This window comes from Streptomyces sp. AC512_CC834, assembly GCF_019049325.1.
In the GTDB taxonomy this organism is placed as follows: domain Bacteria; phylum Actinomycetota; class Actinomycetes; order Streptomycetales; family Streptomycetaceae; genus Streptomyces.
Genome location: NZ_JAGMUO010000039.1, coordinates 25,869 through 46,602 on the forward strand (window position 1 = coordinate 25,869; position 20,734 = coordinate 46,602).

The 20,734-nt window shown below is 71.8% G+C and carries 16 protein-coding genes; 12 read left to right on the forward strand and 4 right to left on the reverse strand.

From position 1 onward, the window contains the following. Nucleotides 1–145 precede the first annotated feature (145 nt). On the reverse strand, nt 146–2,746 hold the full coding sequence (locus KUM40_RS16580; protein ID WP_217166743.1) for a SulP family inorganic anion transporter: 2,601 nt from the start codon (nt 2,744–2,746) through the stop codon (nt 146–148). Nucleotides 2,747–3,092: 346 nt separating this feature from the next. Here KUM40_RS16580 and KUM40_RS16585 point away from each other — a divergent pair, with 346 nt between their 5' ends. Beyond that, on the forward strand, nt 3,093–4,388 hold the full coding sequence (locus KUM40_RS16585; protein ID WP_217166744.1) for a hypothetical protein: 1,296 nt from the start codon (nt 3,093–3,095) through the stop codon (nt 4,386–4,388). A 21-nt stretch (nt 4,389–4,409) separates the two neighbouring features. Here KUM40_RS16585 and KUM40_RS16590 read toward each other — a convergent pair whose 3' ends face one another. After that, entirely contained in the window at nt 4,410–5,390 is a 981-nt protein-coding gene (locus KUM40_RS16590; protein WP_217166745.1) for an ATP-binding protein, read from the reverse strand. A 111-nt stretch (nt 5,391–5,501) separates the two neighbouring features. Here KUM40_RS16590 and KUM40_RS16595 point away from each other — a divergent pair, with 111 nt between their 5' ends. Further along, complete coding sequence (locus tag KUM40_RS16595; protein WP_217166746.1) at nt 5,502–6,326, forward strand: Fic family protein; 825 nt, start codon at nt 5,502–5,504, stop codon at nt 6,324–6,326. A 386-nt stretch (nt 6,327–6,712) separates the two neighbouring features. On the opposite strand, the gene KUM40_RS16600 is transcribed toward KUM40_RS16595, so the two are convergent. After that, entirely contained in the window at nt 6,713–7,558 is an 846-nt protein-coding gene (locus tag KUM40_RS16600; RefSeq protein ID WP_217166747.1) for an HAD family phosphatase, read from the reverse strand. Nucleotides 7,559–8,170: 612 nt separating this feature from the next. On the opposite strand from KUM40_RS16600, the gene ssd reads away from it, so the two are divergent. The 7 genes from ssd (at nt 8,171) to KUM40_RS16635 (ending at nt 14,353) form a co-directional block, all read left to right on the forward strand. After that, nucleotides 8,171–9,358, forward strand: coding sequence for a septum site-determining protein Ssd (gene ssd, locus KUM40_RS16605; RefSeq protein ID WP_217166748.1), 1,188 nt, complete (start codon nt 8,171–8,173; stop codon nt 9,356–9,358). A gap of 854 nt (nt 9,359–10,212) precedes the next feature. Then, the gene (locus KUM40_RS16610; protein WP_254395209.1) at nt 10,213–11,469 is read left to right on the forward strand and encodes a TadA family conjugal transfer-associated ATPase; all 1,257 of its coding nucleotides are present in this window, start codon (nt 10,213–10,215) and stop codon (nt 11,467–11,469) included. Continuing rightward, nucleotides 11,453–12,334 (forward strand): type II secretion system F family protein, encoded by an 882-nt coding sequence (locus tag KUM40_RS16615; RefSeq protein ID WP_217166781.1) that lies wholly within the window; start codon nt 11,453–11,455, stop codon nt 12,332–12,334. Before KUM40_RS16610 ends, KUM40_RS16615 begins: the two co-directional genes overlap by 17 nt. Continuing rightward, nucleotides 12,331–13,116 (forward strand): type II secretion system F family protein, encoded by a 786-nt coding sequence (locus tag KUM40_RS16620; protein WP_217166749.1) that lies wholly within the window; start codon nt 12,331–12,333, stop codon nt 13,114–13,116. The genes KUM40_RS16615 and KUM40_RS16620 overlap by 4 nt, the downstream gene beginning before the upstream one ends. A 136-nt stretch (nt 13,117–13,252) precedes the next feature. Further along, on the forward strand, nt 13,253–13,480 hold the full coding sequence (locus KUM40_RS16625) for a DUF4244 domain-containing protein (RefSeq protein ID WP_217166750.1): 228 nt from the start codon (nt 13,253–13,255) through the stop codon (nt 13,478–13,480). Next, entirely contained in the window at nt 13,467–13,868 is a 402-nt protein-coding gene (locus KUM40_RS16630) for a TadE family type IV pilus minor pilin (RefSeq protein ID WP_217166751.1), read from the forward strand. The genes KUM40_RS16625 and KUM40_RS16630 overlap by 14 nt, the downstream gene beginning before the upstream one ends. 113 nt (nt 13,869–13,981) lie before the next feature. Next, nucleotides 13,982–14,353 carry an Rv3654c family TadE-like protein gene (locus KUM40_RS16635; RefSeq protein WP_308401168.1) on the forward strand — a complete coding sequence of 124 codons (372 nt, stop codon included), beginning with the start codon at nt 13,982–13,984 and terminating at the stop codon, nt 14,351–14,353. Between the two features lie 190 nt (nt 14,354–14,543). On the opposite strand, the gene KUM40_RS16640 is transcribed toward KUM40_RS16635, so the two are convergent. Further along, nucleotides 14,544–17,000, reverse strand: a complete 2,457-nt coding sequence (locus KUM40_RS16640) for a DEAD/DEAH box helicase (RefSeq protein WP_217166753.1) — start codon at nt 16,998–17,000, stop codon at nt 14,544–14,546. 82 nt (nt 17,001–17,082) lie between these two features. On the opposite strand from KUM40_RS16640, the gene bldG reads away from it, so the two are divergent. The 3 genes from bldG (at nt 17,083) to KUM40_RS16655 (ending at nt 20,686) form a co-directional block, all read left to right on the forward strand. Then, entirely contained in the window at nt 17,083–17,424 is a 342-nt protein-coding gene (bldG, locus tag KUM40_RS16645) for an anti-sigma factor antagonist BldG (RefSeq protein ID WP_003975386.1), read from the forward strand. Between the two features lie 107 nt (nt 17,425–17,531). Beyond that, on the forward strand, nt 17,532–17,963 hold the full coding sequence (locus KUM40_RS16650; protein ID WP_217166754.1) for an ATP-binding protein: 432 nt from the start codon (nt 17,532–17,534) through the stop codon (nt 17,961–17,963). A gap of 302 nt (nt 17,964–18,265) precedes the next feature. Beyond that, nucleotides 18,266–20,686 carry a sodium-translocating pyrophosphatase gene (locus KUM40_RS16655; RefSeq protein ID WP_217166755.1) on the forward strand — a complete coding sequence of 807 codons (2,421 nt, stop codon included), beginning with the start codon at nt 18,266–18,268 and terminating at the stop codon, nt 20,684–20,686. Nucleotides 20,687–20,734 lie beyond the last annotated feature (48 nt).

Consider the following 20,734-nt stretch of genomic DNA (forward strand, 5'->3'; position numbering starts at 1 on the left):
TCTGGCGGCCGCGTGTCTCATACGTCCTTGCGCGCCTTGTGCGTCCTTCGTGCTCCGTGGTCATCCGTACCCACGGATGCCGAAGGCGCGGGGTTCAGAGGCTGTAACGCCCCTCACACTCCCCGCGCCCCGGCTCCGGGACCGCTCAGGCGGTCAGATCGGTCTCCAGCACCAGCTTGAACACGCCGTCTCCGGCGTCCTCGGAGAGCAGATACGCCTGGGCCTCGCCCACGTGGAAGTACATGCCGTGCAGCTCCACGTCCCCGGCGGCCAGTGCCCGGGACACCGACTCGTGGGCGCGCAGGTGCTCCAACTGCTGGACCACGTTGGCCAGGCACAGCCGCTCGGCCGCGTCGGCCGGCCCGCGTCCGGCGAGCCGGGGCCGGGCGCGTTCGTCCCCGTCCTCACCCGCGTCCTCGCCCTCGGGCACGCGCTCCAGGCTCGGCAACCCGTGCCGCAGCCACCGCTGGAGCGGCGTCCGCGCGCCTGCGGGCTCGGCGCTGAGCAGCGCCTGCATCGCCCCGCACCCGGAGTGTCCGCACACCGTGATGGACCGCGCCTTCAGCACGTCCACCGCGTACTCGATCGCGGCGGCCACCGAGTCGTCGCCGCTCTCCGCGCCGGGCAGCGGAACGAAGTTGCCGACGTTGCGTACCACGAAGAGGTCGCCGGGGCCGCTGGAGGTGATCATCGACGTGACCACCCGCGAGTCGGCGCAGGTCAGGAAGAGCTGGGAGGGCTGCTGTCCCTCCCGGGCCAGCCGGGCCAGCTCACGGCGCACCAGCGGGGCGGTGTTGCGCTGGAACGCGCTGATGCCACGGGCGAGTTCGCGTCCGCTGGGGCCACTGAGACCACCAGGCCTGCTGGGGTCACCGGGCCCGCTGGGGTCACTGGGTCTGTCGGGCCCGCCTGACTGTGCCTCTCGCTCGGGTGTGCTGGTTGCGCCAGGTGTGCCGGGTGCGCCAGATGCACTGGTTGCGCCGGGAGTGCCAGGTGCGCCCGGGCGGGTCGGGCCAGCCGGGCCGGTCGTGCCGGCCGGGCCGGTCGTGCCGGTCGGGTGGCTCGCTGTGCCGGGGGTCCCTCCGGTGGCGCCCTCCCGGTCCGTACCGGGTGGTGGTGAGGCCGGGGTGCGTTCGCACTGGTGGTTGCGCCAAGGTGTCCAGGGGCGGCAGCGGCAGCCGTCCATCTCGGCCGGTTCGGAGATCCGGGTGCCGGGCCGGCGGCCGGTGATGTCCGCGGAACCGCCCTGCGCGGTGTGCGTCCTCTGCCAGTCCTGCAGCGACTCGTACGCAGCGTGGTCCATGAACGACCCGTCCAGCTCCACGACGGCGTCCGCCCCATGGGGCACCTGGTGCAGGACCCGGCTGAGCCGCGGCACGGCCAGGAACGTCAACTGGCCACGTACATGTACGTGATGGACTCCCTCCGACTCGTCGTGTGTGATCCGGGTGCGGGTCAGGCGGTGCAGGGCGACGCCGACGGCGACGGCGATGCCCAGCGCGACGCCCTCCAGGACGCCGAGGAACACCACGCCGCAGGTGGTGACCGCGTAGACCAGCACCTCACGGTGGCGGGTCACCGTGCGAATGTGGTTCAGCGAGACCATCTTGATGCCGACGGCCATGACCAGGGCGGCGAGCGCGGCGAGCGGGATCAGCTCCAGGGCCGGGACCATCAGCAGTGCGGCGATCACTACGAGAACGCCGTGCAGCATCGTGGAGTTCCGGCTGACGGCGCCCGCCGCCACATTCGTGGAACTACGCACGGCCACACCGGCGATGGGCAGCCCGCCGAGGGACCCGGAGACGATGTTGGCGGCGCCCTGCCCGAGCAGTTCGCGGTCGAGGTCGGAGCGCTTGACGTGGCCGGACGGACCCGGCCGGGCGGCGGCCAGTCTGTCCACGGCGACGGCGCCGAGCAGGGACTGCACACTGCACACCAGCGTGGTGGTGAGGACGGCGGCGATGAGCCCGAGCACCGGACCGTCCGGCAGCGTGGCCAGGGCGTGGCTGCTCCAGGACGGCAGGTCGACCTTGGTCAGGCGGAGCCCGGCGAGCGAGGCGACCGCGGTGGCGCCGGCGACGGCGATCAGGGCGGCGGGGAGCTTGCCCAGAAGCTGTCCGGCCCGGCCGGGGACGCGCGGCCAGAGCAGCAGCAGGGTCAGGGTCAGCACGCTCACCGCCAGGTCGGCGGGGCGCGGGTGTGCCAACTGGGCGGGCAGCGCGATCAGGTTGGCGGGCACGGAGCTCTGCGGGGTACCGCCGAGGACGATGTGGAGCTGGGCGACGGCGATGGTGACGCCGATGCCGGCGAGCATGCCGTGCACGATGGCGGGGCTCACGGCGAGCGCCGAGCGCGCCACGCGCAGGCAGCCCAGGCCCAGTTGGGCGAGCCCGGCGAGAATGGTGATGGCGCAGGTCGTACGCCATCCGTAGTGCTGGATGAGGTCGGCGGTGACCACGGTGAGTCCGGCGGCGGGGCCGCTGACCTGGAGCGGGCAGCCGCCGAGCCGTCCGGCGACGATCCCGCCCACCGCGGCGGCGACGAGGCCGGCCTGGAGGGGGGCGCCGGTGGCGAGGGCGATGCCCAGCGAGAGGGGCAGGGCGATCAGGAAGACCGCGATCGAGGCCGACAGGTCGGCGCCCGCGACGCGGAAGCGCCGGGGGCCGCCGGGCGGCGGGCTGTGGGGTGGGTGGACGTGCTTGGTCCGGGCCGAATCGGCGCGGGCGGGGACGCAGGCAGACATGTTTTCCCGTCTCCTCCGGGGCTGCGCGGTCGCGGTCATGGGATCCCCCGCTGGGCGGGGAGGTGTTCGCGGCCGTGGGTCACGGCATGCAGCGGCGGGATGCCCGAGCGCTCGGTTGTTGCGCTCAGTAAACAGAGCGTAATTCAGAGTAAAGAAGAGGCATAGACTTTTCGCGCAAATGGAGTAACGACCCGCTCACCCGAGTGAATCAGGTATTTCATCGGCTTGTCGTACTAATTCCTTCTCATTTCCGTGTCACCTTGACGGCGCTGACGGCACGGCCCGGCTCAGCACCCGACATCGCCTCGTCGGCGTTGGCCCGAGAGAAGGAAGAAGGTGGGCGGACATGGCCGCCACCCGCAGGATGGCCACCCACAGGACGGCCACGCGTGCCGTGGTCGCCGCGATCTGCGCCGCGTCGCTCGCCGGTTGCGCGATCGACAGCGGCAGCGGTTCCGGCGAAGGGACGCACGGCCCACAGAAGGAAAAGGGAAAAGCGGCCCCGGCGCCCAAGAACGCGGTCCGGCTGATCGGTGACGGCTCCACCGCGTACACCGGCGCCCAGCCGCACCTGCCCCGGCCCGAACGTCTCAAGCCCGGCCAGAAGCCCCCGCAGTTCGTGGTGTTCTCCTGGGACGGCGCGGGCGAGGACAGCCAGAAGTTGTTCTCCCACTTCCGCGAAGTGGCCAAGGAGAACAACGCCACGATGACGTACTTCCTCAGCGGCGTGTACATGCTGCCGACCGAGAAGCGGGACCTGTACGACCCGCCCCAGCACTCCCCGGGCCGCTCCGACATCGGCTTCAACGACGAGCAGGGCATCGCCGACACCGTCAAGCAACTGCGGCTGGCGTGGCAGGAGGGCAACGAGATCGGCACCCACTTCAACGGGCACTTCTGCGGTGCCGACGGCGGGGTCGGCGAGTGGTCCGTCGAGGAGTGGAAGGAGGAGATCAAGCAGGCCAAGCAGTTCGTGAAGACCTGGAAGACCAACACCGGGATGAAGAACGCGGCGCCCCTCCCCTTCGACTACGACAAGGAGCTGATCGGCGCCCGCACCCCATGCCTGGAGGGCCAGAAGAACTTCATGAAGGCCGCGAGCCAGATGGGCTTCCGCTACGACAGCAGCGGGGTGAACAACCAGGTCTGGCCGTCGAAGAAGGAGGGTCTGTGGGACCTCTCGATGCAGCTCGTGCCGTTCCCCGGCCACTCCTACGAGCAGCTCACCATGGACTACAACTACATGGTCAACCAGTCGGGCACCGCCACCCAGGGCGACCCCGCCAAGCGCGAGTTCTGGGGCGACCAGATGCGTGACAGCCTCCTCCAGGGCTTCGAGCGGGCCTACGACGGAAACCGCGCGCCCCTGATCATCGGCAACCACTTCGAGTCCTGGAACGGCGGCACGTACATGCGCGCCGTCGAGGAGGTCATCGAGACGGTGTGCAACAAGAAGGAGGTGCGCTGCGTCTCCTTCCGGCAGCTCGCGGACTGGCTGGACGCCCAGGACCCGAAGGTCCTGAAGAAGCTGCGCACCCTCGGCGTCGGGGAGGCTCCCAAGAAGAGCTGGGCGTCCTTCCTGTCGGCCGCGCCCGCGCCGGCGCCCAAGGGGGTGCCCGGGGCGCCGGCCGCCAAGCAGTAGCGGCCGCCCGCCCGAAGGGCGTCACGCCGGGGCGACGACCTCCTCGCCCAGGACGAAGCCGGGGTCGACCTGCGCCGCCAGGTCGTCCCCGGTGCGCTCATTGCCCCAGCTCTGGGCGTTCTTCAGGTGGAAGTGGACCATCTGCCGCGTGTAGCGCGTCCAGTCCCGCAGCCCGTACGTGGCGTCGGCGGCCGTGTGCAGCGCGCGCAGCGCGCGGACGTTGGCCTCCTCCAGGAGCTCGAACCGGGGCGGGCGGCCCTTCTCCATGGCGCGCACCCAGTCCGAGTGCCCGACGGTGACCAGCAGGTCGTCCCCGACCTGTTCACGCAGGAAGTCCAGGTCGTCCGGCCCCTGCACCTTGTTGCCGACGACTTTCAGGGTGACGCCGAAGTCGCGGGCGTACTCCTTGTACTGGCGGTAGACGGAGACTCCCTTCCGGGTCGGCTCGGCGACGAGGAACGTGATGTCGAAGCGGGTGAACATGCCGGAGGCGAACGAGTCCGAGCCGGCGGTCATGTCCACCACGACGTACTCGTCACGTCCGTCGACCAGGTGGTTCAGGCAGAGCTCCACCGCCCCCGTCTTGGAGTGGTAGCAGGCGACTCCCAGGTCGGCGTCCGTGAAGGGCCCGGTGACCATCAAACGGACGGCCCCGCCGTCGAGTTCCACCTGCCGGGCGCAGGCCTCGTAGACCGGGTTGTCCTCGCGCACCCGCAGCAGGCGCGAGCCCTCGCCGGGCGGGGTCGTCTTGATCATCTTCTCGGTGGAGGAGATGCGCCGGTTGGTGCCGCGCAGATGGTCCTTGATCAACGGCAGGTGCTCGCCCAGCGCGGGCAGACCGGCCGCTTCGGCCTCCTCGAGGCCCAGCGCGGCCCCCAGGTGCTGGTTGATGTCGGCGTCGATCGCGACGACGGGTGCGCCGGTGGTGGCGAGATGGCGGACGAAAAGGGAGGACAGGGTGGTCTTGCCGCTGCCGCCCTTCCCGACGAAAGCAATTTTCATGTTCACCAAGCGTAGTGGCTCAATAGCTGTACGTGGCACGAGAGCCTGGTGGCGGGTGAAGAAGACCACTCATTCGTGGGGCGCGGTGCCCGGGTGCGTAGGGTCGTACTCATGAGTACGACAGGCGCGAACGCCGATCCGCTCGCGGCCCTGGGCGCACTGCCCGGCGTGGCCGAGTCCGTGGAGTCCGTACGCAAGGCCGTGGACCGCGTCTACGGCCACCGGATCATGCGGCGCCGCAGCAACGAGATCACCTCCGAGGCGGCACTGCGCGGCGCCCGGGGCTCGGCGGCGCTGTCCGGGGCGGACTGGGCCCTGGAGGAGGTGCGCCGGCGCAGCGACTTCGGCGGCGGCGACGAGGCGCGCGCGGTGGGCGCGGCGCTGCGGCTGACCGCGGAGGCGGGGCAACTGCTCTCCATCTGGCGCCAGTCGCCGCTGCGGGTGCTGGCCCGGCTGCACCTGGTGGCGGCAGCGGACAACGCCGACCAGGTGGGACGGCCCCGGCAGCCGGGCGAACCGGTGGACGAACCGCTCGTCGAGCTGCCGCTTCCCGACGCCGAAGAAGCACACGGCCGGCTGGACGGGCTGGCCGCGCTGGTCATGGCCGGCGGCTCCGCGCCGGCGCTGGTGACGGCCGCCGTGGTGCACGGGGAAATCCTCGCGCTGCGCCCCTTCACCTCCCACAACGGCCTGGTCGCGCGCGCGGCCGAGCGCATCGTTCTGGTCGGCAGCGGACTGGATCCCAAGTCGGTCTGCCCGGCCGAGGTGGGCCATGCCGAGCCGGGGCGCGCGGGCTACCTGGCGGCGCTCGACGGCTACGTCTCCGGAACCCCGGAAGGCATGGCCGCGTGGATCGCCCACTGCAGCAGGGCGGTCGCACTGGGCGCCCGGGAGTCGACGGCGGTGTGCGAGGCGCTCCAGCGCGGGGCGGCGTAGCACGAACGGGGCGCGTCGTAGGGCCGACGGAGCGGCGTAGGGCCAACGGAGCGTCGCAGGACGAGCGAGACAGAAATGCGGCGGTACGAGTGTTCGTACCGCCGCTGGCATGACCACCCGGTTACCAGGCGTCCTCGATATATGCCCATCAGGTCGGGAACTTTGCCCGTCACCTGGTGCGGCTGGCCCGTAATCGACGGGTCGACGTCGCGTGGGTGCCCAGTGTCCATGCTCGGTCCGTGGGGCCAAATGCGGTTTTAAGGTGATCCTTTCGGATGTCCTTGGTCTCGCGGGCCGTTGACTCCTTTGTACTCCTGGGCCCGAGCAAGCGGAAGTGCTCGCCGCACTTCTTTACTTTTGCGCGCATACGACGGTGAAAGGGCCGATCAGGCCGCAGCGGACCGCCGACGGTTCGCGTACCAGACGAGGCCCGCGGTGGCCGCCGCGGCGCCTATCGCCGCGGCGGCGACGAGTGCCGGCCGCGGCGGCACGGAGAATTTCCCAAGCCGCTGCTTGAGCCGCACCGGACGGTGGAAATCGAGAATCGGCCACTCGCGCGCGAGAGCCTCCCGGCGCAGCGCCCGGTCCGGGTTGACCGCGTGGGGGTGCCCGACGGCCTCCAGCATCGGCAGGTCGGTCGCCGAGTCGCTGTAGGCGTAGCAGCGGGACAGGTCGTACCCCTCGGACCGGGCCAGCTCCCGGATCGCCCCCGCCTTGGTCGGGCCGTACGCGTAGTACTCCACCTCCCCGGTGAAGCAGCCGTCGTCACCCACGATCATGCGGGTCGCCACCACCCGGTCCGCACCCAGCAGTTCACCGATCGGCTCGACGACCTCGGCACCCGACGTGGAGACGATCACGACGTCGCGGCCGGCGGTGTGGTGCTCCTCGATCAAGGAGGCCGCCTCGTCGTAGATGATCGGGTCGATCAGGTCGTGCAGGGTCTCGGCGACGAGCTCCTTGACCAACTGGACGTTCCAGCCGCGGCACAGCGCGGAGAGGTACTCGCGCATCCGCTCCATCTGGTCGTGGTCGGCTCCGCCGGCGAGGAAGACGAACTGGGCATATGCGGTACGCAACACAGCCCTGCGGTTGATCAGCCCGCCTTGGTAGAACGACTTGCTGAACGTGAGCGTGCTCGACTTCGCAATGACCGTCTTGTCCAGGTCAAAGAAGGCCGCTGTGCGGGGCATGGAGTGGGTCAAGGAGTGGTTTTCCACAACCCTGAGCATAGGCGCAGCCCATTCGGCGTAAGCTGGGGCGCGTGGGTTTGCCTGAGAGGGCTCTCGGGTACACCATGGAAGTCACGGATCGTTCGCGACCGTGCTAACCCGGTCCGACTCCTCCCCCCCCGAGTCGGCCGTGGAGACGACCCCCGCTCTCCCCCCCGGCGGGGGTCGTCGCATGTCCGGGTGGGTTTCTTCGCACTACCCGTGATCCGGGCCCCGCGCCGTGACGGCGCGGGGCCCACATGCGTACTGCCCGCCATCGGCTACACAACGTAGTCGCCGGACTGCTCTGCGGGAGTCGCACAGAGGGCGGAGCGGGACCGGACGAGGCTCACCGGTTTGGGTGAGTCGATATTCACAACCGTCGAGTTGTCCACAGATTTTGACCAAGATCCACATGATTTTCCGGATCGCTGCACCGTGATTCCCATGCGTTCGGGCCGCGCCGAGTTCTACGGCCGGATCTGTTTGCCGGACGCGTGTTGTCGGCCGTTGATGCGGGGACCGGTTTCCGGTTCTTCACACGGCTGCGAATCGCGGGGCCGCAGGGGCTGCGCGAGAGACCAGGAGACATCGGGCGCGCCCGCGGGAGGCGCGCCGAAGGGGGAGGCATCCATGACCGGAATCATCACGCACGACCCGCCGCCCGCAGCCGGAGGGCGGCAGAGCGGTCCCTTGATCGTCACCGAGGACACGGAGCTCCTCGACGACCTGCTGCGCCTGTGCGCGGCGGCCGGCGCCACGCCCGAGGTGCACCACTCGGTGCCCGTGACGCCTGCGACGCCTCCGACGTCGGCGACGCACTCCGCGTCCTCGGCGTCCTCGGCACCCTCGGTGTCCGGGCAGCGGACCGGCTGGGAGGCCGCGCCACTCGTCCTCGTCGGGGACGACGCGGCGCGGCGCGTGCGCGGAGCCGTGCGGAGGCGAGGAGTGGTCCTCGTGGGCCGCGACCAGGACGACTCGGGGGTGTGGCAGCGGGCCGTCGAGATCGGCGCCGACCATGTCCTGATGCTGCCCGACGGCGAGCAGTGGCTGGTCGACCGCATCGCGGACGTGGCCGAGGGCGCCGGCCGTCCGGCGCTCACCGTCGGCGTCATCGGTGGCCGGGGCGGCGCCGGGGCGTCCACGCTGGCCTGCGCGCTCGCCGTCACCTCCGCACGCGAGGGGCTGCGCAGTCTGCTGGTGGACGCCGATCCGCTGGGCGGCGGCCTCGACGTCCTCCTCGGCGGAGAGACAGCCGACGGGCTGAGGTGGCCGGCGTTCGCGGCCTCCCGCGGGCGGGTCGGCGGCGGCGCCCTGGAGGAGTCGCTGCCCGAGCTGCATTCGCTGCGAGTGCTGAGCTGGGACCGGGGCGACTGCGTCGCGGTGCCCCCGCAGGCCGTACGTGCGGTGCTCGCGGCGGCCCGGCGCAGGGGCGGCACGGTCGTCGTCGACCTGCCGCGCCGGATCGACGACGGCGTCGCCGAGGTCCTCGCGCAACTCGACGTCGGCATCCTCGTCGTCCCCGCCGAGCTGCGGGCCGTCGCGGCGGCGGGCCGGGTGGCGGCCGCGGTCGGCATGGTCCTGCGCGACCTGCGAGTCGCGGTACGCGGGCCATACGCCTCCGGACTGGACGACCGCGAGGTGGCCCGGCTGCTCGGCCTCCCCCTGGCCGGCGAAGTGCCGGTCGAGTCGGGACTCCTGCGGGCCGCGGAGAGCAAACGCCCGCCGGGCACGTCCGCCCGCGGCCCGCTGGCGCGCTTCTGCCGGGGGTTCTGGGAGCGCGCACTGGCGGAGACGGCGGGGCGGGGTGAGGGCGGCTGATGAGTGACGTGGCGCAGGGGGTGAGCGAGACGGGCGAGGCGGGCGAGATGAGCCTGGCCAGTACCGGTGAGCACGGAATGACGCCCTTGGCCTTGGCGTGGCGAGGGGCGGGTGCGGCCGACGTGGCGGGGGCGGTGCGTGCGGGGAGCGGTGGAAGGCGGGTTGAGGTGCACGTGACGGTTGCGGGTGAGTCGGGCGGGACTTCTGAGGCGCCCGCGAGGCCGGCCTCCGGAGAGGGCGTGGTCGGCCGAGATTCCGGGACACCCGGTGGACTGACCGCGCGAGTGGCCCCGAGCTGGGCTTCCCGGGCGCCCGGAGGGCCGGCCGCTGGAGGGTCTGTGGGTGGGGCTTCCGGGGCTTCCGGGGCTTCTGGGGCATTCGGGGGGTCGGCTGGAGGGCCTGAGGAGGTTTGGGCTTCTCATCCGTCCGGGCGATTGGGTAGTGGAGCCTCCGCGGGTTCGGTTGCCCGGACCTCTGCGGGACCGGCCCCCGCCGGGGGCACGGGATCGGCTTCCGGGGGAGTCGCCGGGGCGGCCGATGAGCGGTCTTCAGGGCCGCCTTCGGCGTGGGATTCCGGGCGGGTTCAGGGGCGCGTCGAGGAGCGGGTTTCGGGGTGGTCCGCCGGGCCGGCTTCCGGGCGGGGGCAACTTCCGGGCTCCGGTCGGTTGTCAGCGTCGGCCTCCGGGCGGTACCCCGGACCTGCTTCCGGGCGATGGCCAGCGCCAGTCTCCGGGGAGTCCCCCGGACCTGCCTCCGTGAGGTCACCGGCACCAGTCTCCGGACGGTCCCAGGGTCCTGCTTCCGGGAGGTCACCGGCGGCGGCTTCCCAGGGCGGCCCGGGTCCCGCGCCCGGGATGCTCGACGGCGTACGGCGGTGGCTTGCCGAGAGTGGGGCGGAGCCGACGCCCGCCCGTGTGGCGCAGGCTCTGCGGGAGCAGGGGCGGGTGCTCGGGGACGCCGAGATTCTCGGTGCCGCCGAACAACTCAGGTCGGAACTCGTCGGCAGCGGACCACTGGAACCGCTGCTCGCCGACCCGTTGGTGACCGACGTACTGGTGTCCGCTCCGGACCGGGTCTGGGTGGACCGGGGCGGTGGCCTGGCGCTGGCACCGGTCTCCTTCCCCGACGCGGGAGCGGTACGGCGGCTCGCACAGCGCCTCGCCACCGTCGCCGGACGCCGGCTCGACGACGCCCGGCCGTGGGTGGACGCAAGGCTGCCCGACGGCACCCGGCTGCATGCGGTACTGCCACCGGTCGCCGTCGGCTGCACCTGCCTGTCGCTACGGGTCGTACGGCCGCGCGCCTTCACCCTCGACGAACTGGCGGCGGCGGGCACCGTGCCGCCCGGCGGCGACCGCGTGCTGCGCGCGCTGCTGCGGGCCCGGCTGTCCTTCCTCGTCAGCGGCGGTACAGGCAGCGGCAAGACGACGCTGCTCAGCGCCCTGCTCGGGCTCGTCGGGCCGGACGAGCGCATCGTGCTGGCCGAGGACTCGGCGGAACTGCGCCCGGACCATCCGCACGTTGTCCGTCTGGAGACAAGACCCGCCAACCAGGAGGGCGCGGGCCTGGTCACCCTGGAGGACCTGGTGCGGCAGGCGTTGCGCATGCGACCGGACCGACTGGTCGTGGGCGAGGTGCGCGGGCCCGAAGTGGTCCATCTGCTCGCCGCGTTGAACACCGGCCACGAAGGCGGGTGCGGGACGGTGCACGCCAACGCGGCCGCCGACGTGCCGGCGCGGCTGGAGGCACTCGGCACGGCCGCAGGTCTGGATCGCGCGGCCCTGCACAGCCAGCTCGCGGCGGCCCTCTCGGTGGTCCTGCACCTGGTCCGTGACCGTGCGGGACGACGCCGGATCGCCGAGGTGCACGTATTGGAACGGGACCCGTCAGGGCTGGTGCGGACGGTACCAGCGCTGCGATGGGGCACGGAGTCCTTCGTGGCCGAACGCGGCTGGGAGCGGCTGCGGGGGCTGTTGCGCGGTGACGGACTCGAAGGGCGAGTCGTCGGACGGGAGGCGCGGAGGCCCGGAGGTGGCGGGGATGACGGAGGTGACAGGGATGACGGAGGTGGCGGGGATGACGGAGGTGGCGGGGATGACGGGAACGGGTGAGCTGTCGACGGGCGTGGCGCTGGCCTGCCTGGGGGCGGCCGCGTGGCTGGCGGGCGGGTGGCACTCCGGCGTACGGCGGGCGCGACTGGTGCTCGCCGAAGGCCGGACGGGCGGGGCGGTCGGTACCGGGCCGCCCCCGGCCCGCCGGGTGACGGACGAACTGCGGCGCGTCCGCGGCCGGCTGAGGGCCGAGTGGTGGTCACTTGCCGCCGGGGTGGCGCTGGCGCTCCTGGGCCACTCGGTACTGCCGGTCGTCGCGGGGGCGGCCGGAGTGCCGGTGCTACGGCGGACGCGGCTGGCCGGTCGGGCGAGGCAGGCCCGGGAGCATCGGCAGGACGCGGTGATCGCGCTGTGCGGGACGCTCGCCGGCGAGGTGCGGGCGGGGCGTCAGCCGGGCGCGGCGCTGATGTGCGCCGCGCACGACTCCGGGGGACTCGGTGACGCGCAGGCGGCGGTGCTGGCTGCGGCCCGGTTCGGCGGGGACGTCCCCGGGGCGCTTGCGGCGGCGGCCGGGCAACCCGGCGCCGAGGGACTGCGGGCTCTCGCGGCGTGCTGGCGGGTTGCGGTCGACCAGGGCGCGGGACTCGCGGCCGGTCTCGACCGGCTGGAGGGCGCACTGCGCGCCGAGCGGGACCAACGTTCCGACCTGCGCGCACAGTTGGCGGGCGCCCGCGCCACGGCCGTGATACTCGCGGGCCTGCCGGTCCTCGGCCTCCTGCTCGGCGTCGCCCTCGGGTCCGACCCCTTGCACGTGCTGCTGCACACCGGAGCCGGGCTGGGCTGTCTGCTGGCCGGCGGAGTCCTGGAGAGCCTGGGCGTGTGGTGGGTGACGCGGATCGTGCGCGGAGCGGAGGCGGCGTCGTGAACGGTGACCTTGTCCACAGGCTGTGGGCGGTGGCGGGGACACTGCTGGCCGCCGGCTGGCTGGTGCGGCGCTTCGGAGCCGCCCGGCGGGAGCGGGCGGTAAGCAGACGTCTCACCGGACTGCTGACACCCGAGCAGGACCGCCCCGGCCCGCGACGTGCGGAGGTGTTGAGCGCCGCCCGCGGATGGCTGCCACTGGTGGGTACGGCGGTCGCCGGTTGGGCCGTGATCGGCGGTGTCGCCGGAGTCGTGGTGGGGCTGGCGGGTGCTGCCGCACTGTGGCGTTGGAGCGTCCGACGCTCGGCCGCCGGTACGTCGGCAGCGGAGACCGCTGCCGCTGAGGCCGCACGTCAACTGCCCTTGGCGGCCGATCTGCTGGCGGCCTGCATCGCGGCGGGCGCGAGCCCGGTGGCGGCCGCTCGGGCGGTCGGCGATGCCCTGGGCGGGCCGGTCGGACACGCGCTGGGCCGTGGCGCCGCGGAGGTGCGGCTCGGCAGCGAACCGGACGAGGCCTGGCGCGGGTTGGCCGCGATTCGAGGCGCCGGGCCTCTGGCGCGGCTGCTGGAGCGGGCCGACGTGTCCGGCCTGCCGGCGGCGGGCCCGGTCGCCCGACTCGCCGCCCAGGCCCGTGCCGACTGGGCACGCACCACGACGACCCGGGCCCGGCGAGCGGCCGTCATGGTCACCGCGCCGGTGGGGCTGTGCTTTCTGCCCGCGTTCATCGCGGTCGGCGTGCTGCCGGTGGTCATCGGGCTGGCCGGCGGAGTGCTGGGACACGGGTAGGTGACGGCTGACGGATCGGGGACGACGTACCGGCGCGGAGCCGGCGACTGAGTGGCCTACGGACGACTGGCCGACCGGACGACCGGACGACCGGACGACCAAGTGAGCAACAGGATCGAGCCTTACGGGGGTTGCGATGTATCAGGTGGTACGGGCACGGCTGCGTGCCCTGGTGGGCGGAGTACGGACGGCGCTGCTGCGGCAGGTTGTGCGGCGGGACGCTGGAATGGTCACTTCCGAGTACGCGATGGGGATCGTCGCGGCGGTGGCCTTCGCCGTGGTCCTCTACAAAGTCGTGACGAGCGGCACGGTCAGCGCGGAGTTGCAGGGCATCGTGAAGCGGGCACTCGATGCGGAAATGTGAGCGGGCGGCGACCGCGCGGGCCCGCGGTGCCCGCGGACGCCACTCGGACAGAGGATTCGTGACGGCGGAGACGGCCGTGGTGCTTCCGGTGCTGGTGGTCTTCGCTATGGCGCTGGTGTGGGGACTGCTCGTGGTGGCCGCTCAGATCCAGTGCGTGGACGCGGCCCGGACGGGCGCCCGCGCGGCGGCGCGTCAGGATTCGGCCGACGCGGTCGTAAAGGTTGCCCGTGAGGCGGCACCGCGCGGGGCGCGGGTCACCCTCAGCCGCGAGGCGGACCTGGTCCGCGTGGTCGTGGTGGCCGACCCACCGGCTCTGCACGGGCTGCCCTTCGAGGTACGGGAAGAGGCCGTGGCATCGGTCGAGCAGACGGTGGGGGCGGAGCCGTGAGGGGCGGCGCGACGCTCAGGTCGGTAACCGACCGGAGCCCCGGCCCCCGCACAGACACCGGCACCGGGGATGGCCGTCGCCATGCCTTCGCCTCCGACCGGGGGTCGGCCACCGTGTGGAGCGTTGCCGCCATCGCCGTTCTGTGTCTGGTGTTCGGCATCGTGCTGGCCCTGGGGCAGGCGGTCGTCGCCCGGCATCGCGCGGCCGGCGGCGCCGATCTGGCGGCGCTCGCGGCGGCGGACCGCTGGGCACAGGGCGGCACGGCGGCCTGCGCCGGGGCTGAGCGTGTCGCGCGGGCCCAGGGCGCACGATTGGTGCGGTGCGTGCTCACCGGGCAGGTCTCGGACGTGACGGCGGCCTCGGGAAGGGGGCCGTTCGCGGCGGAGGTCCGGGCGAGGGCGGGTCCGGCAACGGAGGCACCGGGGGCCGTGAGTCCGGACCCGGGCGCCCCGGCGACTGCGGACCCGGCGACAGGCGTCCCGTGACGGCGGGTCCGGCAGCCGTCGGCCCGGTGTCAGGCGCTCGACCGGCCGGACCGGGCAGACCCGGCGGCCCGGCCCGGCCCCGCCTACACCACCTCTGCCACATCCGCTGCCCCTGCCACTTCCGCCGTCCCTGCCGCCTCTGCCGCTCCCCGGTTTCCGGCGCCTCCCCCACCTCTTCCGCCTACCCTGCCTACCCCGCCTCCGCGGCTCCCCGCAGCAGCACCGTGAGCAGCCGTACCGCCCCCCGCTTGTGCAGTGGCTCGTTGCCGTTGCCGCACTTGGGGGACTGGATGCAGGACGGGCAGCCGGCGTCGCACTCGCAGGAGGCGATGGCCTCCCGGGTCGCGGTGAGCCATTCGCGAGCCGTGTGGAAGGCGCGCTCGGCGAAGCCCGCGCCGCCGGGGTGGCCGTCGTACACGAAGACCGTCGGCAGCAGCGTGTCCGGGTGCAGGGGCACCGACACGCCGCCGATGTCCCAGCGGTCGCAGGTCGCGAACAGGGGCAGCATGCCGATCGAGGCGTGCTCGGCGGCGTGCAGGGCCCCGCCGAGGATCTCCGGGTTGATCCGGGCCGCGTCCAGTTGGTCCTCGGTGACCGTCCACCACACCGCACGCGTCCGCAGCGTCCGGGGAGGGAGGTCGAGCTTCGACTCGCCCAGGACTTCGCCGGTGATCAGGCGCCGGCGCAGGAAGGAGACCACTTGGTTGGTGACCTCGACGGAGCCGTAACACAGGCGTCCGTCGCCCCAGGGGACCTCGATGTCCGTCTCCAGGACCGAGATCGCCGTCGTGTCGCGAGCCACCGTCGAGTAGGCGGGGGTGGCCTGCTCGACCAGCGCGACGGAGTCCTCCAGGTCGAGGGAGCGGACGAGGTAGGTGCGTCCCTGGTGGAGGTGCACGGCGCCCTCGTGGACGCTCGTGTGGGCGGCGCCGGCGTCCACCGTGCCCAGCAGCCGCCCCGTACCGGTCTCGACGACCTGGACCGGACGTCCGCCCTCCCCGCGGATGTCCGTGAGGTCGGCGGCCCGCTCACGGCGCGTCCAGTGCCAGGCCCGGGTCCGCCGGCGCAGCAGCTTCGCCGCCTCCAGTTGGGGCAGCAGTTCCTCGCAGGCGGGGCCGAAGAGCTTCAGGTCCTCCTCGGTCAGGGGCAGCTCGGCCGCCGCGGCGCACAGGTGCGGGGCGAGGACGTACGGGTTGTCGGGGTCGAGGACCGTGGACTCCACCGGCTGGTCGAACAGCGCCTCCGGGTGGTGGACGAGGAAGGTGTCCAGTGGGTCGTCACGGGCGACCAGTACGGCCAGCGCCCCCTGCCCGGAGCGCCCCGCCCGGCCCGCCTGCTGCCACAGGGACGCCCGGGTGCCCGGATACCCGGCGATCACGACGGCGTCCAGGCCGGAGATGTCGAGGCCGAGCTCGAGGGCGTTGGTCGCCGCGAGGCCGAGGAGTTCGCCGGAGTGCAGGGCGCGTTCCAGGGCGCGGCGCTCCTCGGGGAGGTAGCCGCCACGGTACGCCGCCACGCGCCGGACCAGGGAACGGTCGACCTCGGCCAGGCGTTCCTGGGCGATCACCGAGATCAGTTCCGCGCCACGCCGGGAGCGAACGAAGGTGATCGATCGCATGCCCTGCACGGTGAGGTCGGTGAGCAGGTCGGCCGCCTCGGCGGTGGCCGTACGGCGGACCGGTGCGCCCTTCTCGCCCTCCAGTTCGGTCAGGGGCGGCTCCCAGAGGGCGAACACCAGTTCACCGCGGGGTGACGCGTCGTCGGCGACCTCGACCACCGGCACTCCGGTGAGCCTGCGGGCCGCCACCGAGGGCTCGGCGGCGGTGGCGGAGGCGAGCAGAAACACGGGCGACGCGCCGTAGCGGGCACACAGTCTGCGCAGTCTGCGCAGCACCTGGGCGACGTGGGAGCCGAAGACGCCGCGGTAGGTGTGGCATTCGTCGATGACGACGTACTTCAGCGACTTCAGGAAGGAGGACCAGCGGGAGTGGGAGGGCAGGATGCCGCGGTGCAGCATGTCCGGGTTGGTCAGGACGTAGGTGCCGTACTGGCGGATCCACTCGCGTTCCTCGAACGGTGTGTCGCCGTCGTACACCGCGGTCCGCACGGAGGTGCCGAGAGGTTGTGAAAGTTCCTTCACGGAACGGCACTGGTCGGCGGCGAGCGCCTTGGTCGGAGCGAGGTAGAGGGCGGTGGCGCCACGCCCGTTCGGGGCCTCGGAACCGTCCAGGAGCGTCGACAGCACCGGCACCAGGTAGGCCAGCGACTTGCCGGACGCGGTGCCCGTGGCGACGACCACCGAGTCGCCGTCCAGGGCGTGCTCGGCCGCGCGCGCCTGGTGGGCCCAGGGGTGTTCGATGCCCGCGGCCTGCACCGCGGCGACGATCTCCGGCCGAATCCGGTCCGGCCAGACGGCATGACGGCCCGCACGCGGGGGCAAGTGCTCCGTATGAGTGATGCGCGCAGCCCGGCTCGGTCCCGCGGCGAGCCGGTCCAGGAGCATGCCCGGTTCCGGCCGGGAGCCGGGCTCCGCCGGGGGAAGATCGGGTCGGTGATTCTTGGCCATCGGCACCGAGTCTGTCACTGGCGTGACGGACAATGGGACCAAGGCGTCGTGCACGCCTGCCGGTAAGTGATTGAATGCCATCGCGGCTGGCGAACCGTCCTGGGGGCTTCAAGCCGAGGTGTCCCGAAGGGCGACCGCTCGATAGCAAGGTGCTGGAGGATCCGTGGACCTGTCCCTGTCGACCCGTACCGTCGGCGATCGTACGGTCGTCGAGGTCGGTGGCGAAATTGACGTATATACCGCGCCCAAGCTGCGTGAGCAGCTGGTCGAGCTCGTGAACGACGGGAGTTTCCACCTCGTCGTCGACATGGAGGGCGTGGACTTCCTCGACTCCACAGGGCTCGGCGTGCTGGTCGGCGGACTGAAGCGGGTGCGTGCCCATGAGGGCTCGCTGCGCCTGGTCTGCAACCAGGAGCGCATTCTCAAGATCTTCCGTATCACCGGCCTCACCAAGGTGTTCCCCATTCACACCTCGGTCGAGGAAGCGGTGGCGGCCACCGACTGACGACCGGTTCCGGGCCCCTGAGGCCCGGGACAGCAACAGAACGAGGGGGGTCCGGGCTGTCGGCGGCCCGGACTCTCGAAAGCACGCCCGTAGTCCGAGGGGGATGCATGGCCACCGTCGAACTCCGCTTCAGCGCGCTGCCCGAGCACGTCCGCACCGCCCGTCTGGTGGCGGCTGCGGTGGCACGCAGGGCCGGAGTGGACGAGGCCGTCCTCGACGAGGTCAGGCTCGCCGTCGGCGAGGCCTGCACCCGGGCTGTGGGCCTGCATCAGCACGTCGGCATCACGGCGCCGGTCACGGTGTCGCTGATCGAGGAGGAGAAGCAGTTCTCCATCGAGGTCGGTGACGAGGCGCCGCACGCGGTCCCCGGGGTCAAGGCCTCGGGCGACCGTGCCGAAGATCTGGAGGTGGAGGAGGACCAGATGGGCCTCGCGGTCATCAGCGGGCTCGTCGACGACGTGGAGGTCACGGCCGGTGAGGGCGGCGGACTGATCCGCATGACCTGGCCGACCGCTCCGGCGGTGCTGCCGCCGGTCTGACAGCCGCGTCACCTGCGTCACCCGCTTCAACGCATCACCGCTTCACCGCTTCACCGCTTCACCGCTTCACCCGAAGGGCCCTACCTCGTAGGGCCCTTCGCCATGTGCGGAAGGTGAGGGCCGCGCATACAGTGAGAAAATCGCGAAAAGGATCACGCTATTAATGCCGGAAGGGCATTACTACTCCTGGTCCCCTTGCGGTTGACAGGTCAATTCCTTTTGTCGTGCACTGTTTTGATCAGCTTCCGGTACCTACAATCCCGTCCACATCTTGAGCTCAGCCCAAGCGTCAAGGAGGACGAATGGCGGAGCTTTCCACCCCTCATCAGTTGGGCCCCCACCAGTTGGGCGATCCCTCGACCGTCGCAGCCGCCGTGCTGACCGACTCGAACCGCGCCCTGGTCGCGGTCATCGCGGTCGTCGCGCTGGCCGCGCTGGTGCTCGCGGGAGTCCTGGTACGCCAGGTGCTCGCGGCGGGCGAGGGAACCGACAGCATGAAGAAGATCGCGGCGGCCGTACAGGAAGGCGCGAACGCCTATCTGGCCCGGCAGCTTCGCACGCTCGGCGTATTCGCCGTCGTCGTGTTCTTTCTGCTCATGCTGCTGCCCGCGGACGACTGGAATCAACGTGCCGGACGTTCGATCTTCTTCCTGATCGGCGCGGCGTTCTCGGCGGCCACCGGCTATATCGGCATGTGGCTGGCCGTACGCAGCAACGTGCGCGTCGCCGCGGCGGCGCGGGAAGCGACACCGGCCCCCGGCGAACCGGAAAAGGATCTCACTCTCGTCTCGCACAAAGCGACGAAGATCGCGTTTCGTACGGGCGGCGTGGTCGGCATGTTCACGGTGGGGCTCGGCCTGCTGGGCGCCTGCTGCGTGGTGCTGGTCTACGCGGCCGACGCGCCGAAGGTCCTGGAGGGCTTCGGTCTCGGTGCCGCGCTGATCGCGATGTTCATGCGGGTCGGCGGCGGCATCTTCACCAAGGCCGCCGACGTCGGCGCCGACCTGGTCGGCAAGGTCGAGCAGGGCATTCCGGAGGACGATCCGCGCAATGCCGCGACCATCGCCGACAACGTGGGCGACAACGTCGGCGACTGCGCGGGCATGGCCGCGGACCTCTTCGAGTCGTACGCCGTCACCCTGGTGGCGGCGCTGATCCTCGGCAAAGTGGCCTTCGGCGATGCCGGACTGGCGTTCCCCCTGCTGGTCCCGGCCATCGGCGTGCTCACCGCCATGATCGGCATCTTCGCGGTGGCGCCGAGGCGGTCCGACCGCAGCGGCATGAGCGCGATCAACCGGGGATTCTTCATCTCCGCGGTGATCTCGCTGGTGCTGGTGGCGGTGGCCGTCTTCGTCTACCTGCCCGGGAAGTACTCGGAGCTGGACGGCGTCACCGACGCGGCGATCGCCGGCCGGGAGGGCGACCCGCGCGTCCTCGCGCTCGTCGCGGTGGCGATCGGCATCGTGCTCGCCGCCCTGATCCAGCAGCTCACCGGCTACTTCACGGAGACCACCCGGCGCCCCGTCAAGGACATCGGCAAGACCTCGCTCACGGGTCCCGCCACCGTCGTGCTCGCCGGAATCTCGCTCGGTCTCGAATCCGCCGTCTACACCGCTCTGTTGATCGGACTCGGCGTCTACGGGGCCTTCCTGCTCGGCGGTACGTCGATCATGCTGGCGCTGTTCGCGGTGGCGCTGGCCGGCACCGGCCTGCTCACCACGGTGGGCGTCATCGTCGCGATGGACACCTTCGGGCCGGTCTCCGACAACGCGCAGGGCATCGCCGAGATGTCCGGCGACGTCGAGGGCGCCGGCGCCCAGGTGCTCACCGACCTGGACGCGGTCGGCAACACCACCAAGGCCATCACCAAGGGCATCGCCATCGCCACCGCCGTCCTCGCGGCGGCGGCCCTGTTCGGGTCGTACCGCGACGCCATCACCACCGGCGCGGCGGACGTGGGCGAGAAACTCAGCGGCGAGGGCGCGCCGATGAGCCTGATGATGGACATCTCGCAGCCCAACAACCTCGTCGGGCTCATCGCCGGCGCGGCGGTCGTCTTCCTCTTCTCGGGGCTGGCGATCAACGCGGTGTCGCGGTCGGCGGGCGCCGTGGTCTTCGAGGTGCGGCGGCAGTTCCGGGAGAAACCCGGGATCATGGACTACAGCGAGAAACCCGAGTACGGCAAGGTCGTCGACATCTGTACGAGGGACGCCCTGCGGGAACTCGCCACGCCCGGGCTGCTCGCCGTGCTGGCACCCATCTTCATCGGGTTCACGCTCGGCGTGGGCGCGCTCGGCGCGTTCCTGGCGGGCGCGATCGGCGCGGGCACGCTGATGGCGGTGTTCCTCGCCAACTCCGGTGGCGCCTGGGACAATGCCAAGAAACTCGTCGAGGACGGCCACCACGGCGGCAAGGGCAGTGAGGCCCACGCCGCGACCGTCATCGGCGACACCGTCGGCGACCCCTTCAAGGACACCGCCGGACCGGCGATCAACCCGCTGCTGAAGGTCATGAACCTGGTGGCGCTGCTCATCGCGCCTGCGGTCATCAAGTTCTCCTACGGCCCCGACAAGAGCATCGGCGTACGGGTGCTGATCGCCGTCGTCGCGTTCGTCGTCATCGCTGCGGCGGTCTACGTGTCCAAGCGGCGCGGCATCGCCATGGGTGACGAAGACAACTCCGACCAGGAACCCAAGTCGGCCGATCCGGCGGTGGTTTCGTAGAATCCCACCGCGCAGCGTCCTACGAGGGCAGCTCAAAGGACGGGCGGA

What these genes read in the sequence shown, in the direction of transcription:
- KUM40_RS16580 (WP_217166743.1), bottom strand. Translation starts at nt 2,746, where the DNA reads ATGTCTGCCTGCGTCCCCGCCCGCGCCGATTCGGCCCGGACCAAGCAC.
- KUM40_RS16585 (WP_217166744.1), top strand. Translation starts at nt 3,093, where the DNA reads ATGGCCGCCACCCGCAGGATGGCCACCCACAGGACGGCCACGCGTGCC.
- KUM40_RS16590 (WP_217166745.1), bottom strand. Translation starts at nt 5,390, where the DNA reads ATGAAAATTGCTTTCGTCGGGAAGGGCGGCAGCGGCAAGACCACCCTG.
- KUM40_RS16595 (WP_217166746.1), top strand. Translation starts at nt 5,502, where the DNA reads ATGAGTACGACAGGCGCGAACGCCGATCCGCTCGCGGCCCTGGGCGCA.
- KUM40_RS16600 (WP_217166747.1), bottom strand. Translation starts at nt 7,558, where the DNA reads ATGCTCAGGGTTGTGGAAAACCACTCCTTGACCCACTCCATGCCCCGC.
- ssd (WP_217166748.1), top strand. Translation starts at nt 8,171, where the DNA reads ATGACCGGAATCATCACGCACGACCCGCCGCCCGCAGCCGGAGGGCGG.
- KUM40_RS16610 (WP_254395209.1), top strand. Translation starts at nt 10,213, where the DNA reads ATGCTCGACGGCGTACGGCGGTGGCTTGCCGAGAGTGGGGCGGAGCCG.
- KUM40_RS16615 (WP_217166781.1), top strand. Translation starts at nt 11,453, where the DNA reads ATGACGGGAACGGGTGAGCTGTCGACGGGCGTGGCGCTGGCCTGCCTG.
- KUM40_RS16625 (WP_217166750.1), top strand. Translation starts at nt 13,253, where the DNA reads ATGTATCAGGTGGTACGGGCACGGCTGCGTGCCCTGGTGGGCGGAGTA.
- KUM40_RS16630 (WP_217166751.1), top strand. Translation starts at nt 13,467, where the DNA reads ATGCGGAAATGTGAGCGGGCGGCGACCGCGCGGGCCCGCGGTGCCCGC.
- KUM40_RS16640 (WP_217166753.1), bottom strand. Translation starts at nt 17,000, where the DNA reads ATGGCATTCAATCACTTACCGGCAGGCGTGCACGACGCCTTGGTCCCA.
- KUM40_RS16650 (WP_217166754.1), top strand. Translation starts at nt 17,532, where the DNA reads ATGGCCACCGTCGAACTCCGCTTCAGCGCGCTGCCCGAGCACGTCCGC.
- KUM40_RS16655 (WP_217166755.1), top strand. Translation starts at nt 18,266, where the DNA reads ATGGCGGAGCTTTCCACCCCTCATCAGTTGGGCCCCCACCAGTTGGGC.